The sequence below is a fragment of the Hansschlegelia beijingensis genome (assembly GCF_045505405.1).
Classification (GTDB): Bacteria; Pseudomonadota; Alphaproteobacteria; order Rhizobiales; family Methylopilaceae; genus Methylopila; species Methylopila beijingensis_A.
In genome coordinates, this window is the sequence record NZ_JBJKEX010000314.1 from 1 (window position 1) to 3,637 (window position 3,637).

The window sequence follows — 3,637 nt, forward strand, 5'->3', positions numbered from 1 at the left end:
CGCAGCGCTGCCGCGGCGCGCTCCGCCAGAGCGGCGATCTCGGAGCCGGCGAAGGACGCGCCGCTCGTCGCTTCCGCGATGGGGTTCGGCGAGGCCAGGAGCCAGCCGTGCAGCAGGCCGGCCAGCTTGCCGCTCATGAGCCTGCTCCGGCGAAACGCGCGTCGCGCCAGGCAAGGGCCGCCTTCAGCCCCTCCGCCCGCGCGATGTCCATGAACTGCTTCTTGTCCGGCGAGCCGGCGCCTTCGATCTGCAGGTCGATTTCGAGCGCGGCCTCGAGCGCGTCGATCATGCCGCGCGCCTCGATCGCCCGGTTGATCGCCCGCTTGGTCTCCTTCACCAGGTTCGGGTCGATGGTCGCGATGTGACGGGCCATTCGCAGCGCCTGCGCGTCGAGGTCGTCGTTCGGAACCACCCGGTTCACCATGCCGATCTCGTAGGCTCGGTGCGCGCCGATGCGGTCCTCGCCCGTCAGGATGATTTCCTTGGCGACCTTCGGGCCGACGATCCAAGGCAGGATCATCACCACGATGCCCGCGCCGAACTTCAGCTCCGGCTCGCCGAAGAACGCGTCCTCGGACGCGATGGTGATGTCGCAGGCAAGCGCGAGCTCGCAGGCGCCGGCGAGGCAGGGCCCACGCACCGCCGCGATCGTCGGCTTCCGGCAGTGCCAGAAGCGCATCGGCACGTCGAAGTCCTTGCGAAGGATTGGCCGCCACTGGGTCACGCCGGTGGGGCGCAACTCCATCTGGTCCTTGAGGTCGAAGCCCGACGAGAACGCCGTCCCGGCCCCGCGCACGATGACCGCTCGCACCGCGTCGTCGGCCTCGATCTCGTCCATGGCCCGGGCGAGTTCGTCGAGCATCGCGGCGCTGATCGCGTTCGTCCGGCCGGGCCGGTCGAGCGTGATGCGGGCGACGGCGTCGATGAGCTCGACCCGGATCGTGGCGTAGGTCAAGACGCGGCTCCGCTTGGGGCGAGGGCGGGCGGTCGGCCCGCTACCTGGCGGTGACGAAGGGGCAGCCGCCGTCGGCCATCGGCCGGAACGCCTGGTCGCCCGGGATGGTGCTCACAAGCTTGTAGTAGTCGTAGGGGCCCTTCGACTCTTCGGGGCTTTTGACCTCGAACAGGTACATGTCGTGGATGGTTCGTCCGTCGGGACGGATCGAGCCTTTGCCGAACAGCGGATCGTCGGTCGGCATGTCCTTCATCTTCTGGACCAGAGCCTTGCCGTCACGCGCTGCGGTCTTGTCCATCGCCGCGATCGCCTTCATCCAGTGCGTCAACGCTCCGTAGGCGCCGGCCTGGTTCATGGTCGGCACGCGCCCGTTGGTGGTCGTCTGGAAGCGCTTCGTGAAGGCGCGCGTCCCGTCGTTCAGGTCCCAGTAGAAGGCTTCCGTGAGGGTCAGTCCCTGCGCGGTCTTGAGACCGATCGAATGCACGTCCGAGATGAAGGCCAGCAGCGCGACCAGCTTCTGCCCGGATTCCCTGAGCCCGAATTCGGACGCCTGCTTGACGGAGTTGATCGTGTCGCCGCCGGAATTCGCGACCGCGACCACGTTCGAGCCGCTGCCCTGCGCCTGGAGCAGGAAGGAGGAGAAGTCGTTGGTCTGGAACGGCGCCAGCACGTGGCCGAGCACCTCGCCGCCGTTCGCCTTCACGGCCTGCGTGGCGTCGCGCTCGAGCGCATGTCCGAAAGCGTAGTCGGCGGTCAGGAAGTACCACGACTTGCCGCCTTGCGCGATCACCGCCTTCGCGGTGCTGTTGCCGAGCGCCCAGGTGTCATAGGTCCAGTGCACGGTGTTGGGCGTGCAGGCCTTGCCGGTGAGGTCCGACGAGCCTGCGCTCGAGACCATCAGCAGCTTGTTCTTCTCGGCGGCGATGTTGGCGACAGCGAGCGCGACCGAAGAGGTCGGCACGTCGATGACGGCGTCCACCTTGTCGACGTCGAACCATTTGCGAACGATGCCGGAGCCGATGTCGGCTTTGTTCTGGTGGTCGGCCGTTACGATCTCGACCTTGAAGCCATGCTGTTCCGGCTTGAAGTCCTCGACCGCCATGCGGGCGGCCGTGACCGAGCCGGGGCCGCTGATGTCGGCGTAGAGTCCGGACATGTCGCTGAGGACGCCGACGCGGAACGTCGGCATGTCCTCGGCCAGGGCGCCGGAAGCCCCTCCGATCAGCACGGCGAGCGCGAGTGTGCTCCGCATGCCTTCCCCCCTTGTTTCGCCGGCTCTTCGTCCGGTCGGACAAGAAGGATGGTGGACCCTAACGTTATTTGTCAAACAAAAAGGGGATTGCTTTCCGGCGGCTGATCGGGATGCTGCGGCGCCGGCAGATGGAACGCGCTCAATGGTATTTCGGCACGACCAAATCGTCACGGCGACAGCCGCGAACCAGATCGCCGAAGCCATTCAGCAGGAGATCGCGAGCGGACGCCTGAAGGTCGACGACCGGCTGCCGACCGAGGAGGAGCTCGCCACGCAGTTCCGGGTCTCGCGCCCGACCGTGCGCGAGGCGCTGAAGCGGCTGGCCGCCCGCCACCTTATCCGCTCCCGCCGAGGCCCCGCGGGCGGCACCTTCGTGAACGGCCCCTCGCCGGAGGAAATGGCGCAGAGCTTCAGTACGGCCGCGACCCTGATGGTGGCGGCCGGCGGTATCACGCTCGACGAGATGGCTACCGTGCGCGCCGAGATGGAGGCGATCTGCTGCCGCCTCGCGGCCGAGCAGCGCAGCGCCGAGCACCTCGCGGGCATGCGCGCCGAGATCGCGCTGCAACTCAGCGAGCCGCTGCTGGACGAGGAGTTCTGCGCGTCCGACGTGCGCTTTCACCGGCTGATCGTCGACGCCGCCGGCAACCCGCTGCTGCGCTTCCTCATGAACGCGATCGTCGAGGGGCTCCTGCCCGTCAGCAACATGATCATCTTCCGGGTCCGCGACCGGAAGACGATCGTCGATCATCATATCCGGATCGCCGACGCCATCGAGGCGCGCGACGCCGATCGGGCGGTGGCGGCTCTCAACGACCTGGTCCGCTACGTCCGCGATCAGTACGCGGCGGCCGAAAAGGGGCGTCTCGAATACGCCTCCAAGATCACAACCACCAAGGGAGAATGACGTTGCCGGAGAGCGAGTTTCGGGCGCTGGTCGCCAGGCAGTCGGATGGCGGGCAGACCGTCGCGGTCGAGCGCCTGACCGAGGCCGACCTGCCGGAGGCCGACGTCCTGGTCGACGTCGAGTATTCGTCGTTCAACTACAAGGACGGGCTCGCTCTGACCGGCAAGAACCGGATCCTGCGCAATTACCCGATCATCCCCGGCATTGATCTCGCGGGCGTGGTGCGGTCCTCCGCTTCGGAGCGCTTCAACGCGGGCGATCGCGTGGTGCTGACCGGCTGGGGCGTCGGCGAGTCCTGGTCCGGCGGCTTCGCCGAGCGCGCCCGGCTGAAGAGCGAGTGGCTGGTCAAGCTCCCCGATGGCGTCACCTCGCGCCACGCGATGGCGATCGGCACCGCCGGCCTTACGGCCATGCTCTGCGTCACGGCGCTGCGCGGCTACTACGCCACCGTGTTCGAGCACCACCGCGACCGCCGGATCGAGCAGGTCGCGCTTGGTCTCCACCACGCTGCGCAGGCGCGTGC

General features: G+C 67.8%; 4 protein-coding genes. 2 read left to right on the plus strand and 2 right to left on the minus strand.

Features of this window, described 5'->3' with window-relative positions:
- Window positions 1-133: 133 nt before the first annotated feature.
- Both ACIKT0_RS15010 and ACIKT0_RS15015 read right to left on the minus strand, forming a co-directional pair.
- Entirely contained in the window at window positions 134-955 is an 822-nt protein-coding gene (locus tag ACIKT0_RS15010; protein ID WP_407106118.1) for an enoyl-CoA hydratase/isomerase family protein, read from the minus strand.
- 40 nt (window positions 956-995) lie between these two features.
- On the minus strand, window positions 996-2,207 hold the full coding sequence (locus ACIKT0_RS15015; RefSeq protein WP_407106120.1) for an ABC transporter substrate-binding protein: 1,212 nt from the start codon (window positions 2,205-2,207) through the stop codon (window positions 996-998).
- Between ACIKT0_RS15015 and ACIKT0_RS15020 the strand changes: the two genes are divergently transcribed.
- Window positions 2,206-3,114, plus strand: a complete 909-nt coding sequence (locus tag ACIKT0_RS15020) for a FadR/GntR family transcriptional regulator (protein ID WP_407106122.1) — start codon at window positions 2,206-2,208, stop codon at window positions 3,112-3,114. The two genes, ACIKT0_RS15015 and ACIKT0_RS15020, sit on opposite strands and share 2 nt — an antisense overlap.
- 2 nt (window positions 3,115-3,116) lie before the next feature.
- Window positions 3,117-3,637, plus strand: a 521-nt coding sequence (locus ACIKT0_RS15025; protein ID WP_407106121.1) for an alcohol dehydrogenase catalytic domain-containing protein, incomplete at its 3' end; no start/stop codon positions are given.

Bases quoted from the DNA above. Each gene is read 5' to 3' on its own strand.
- ACIKT0_RS15015 (WP_407106120.1), bottom strand. From the start codon at position 2,207: ATGCGGAGCACACTCGCGCTCGCCGTGCTGATCGGAGGGGCTTCCGGC.
- ACIKT0_RS15020 (WP_407106122.1), top strand. From the start codon at position 2,206: ATGCCTTCCCCCCTTGTTTCGCCGGCTCTTCGTCCGGTCGGACAAGAA.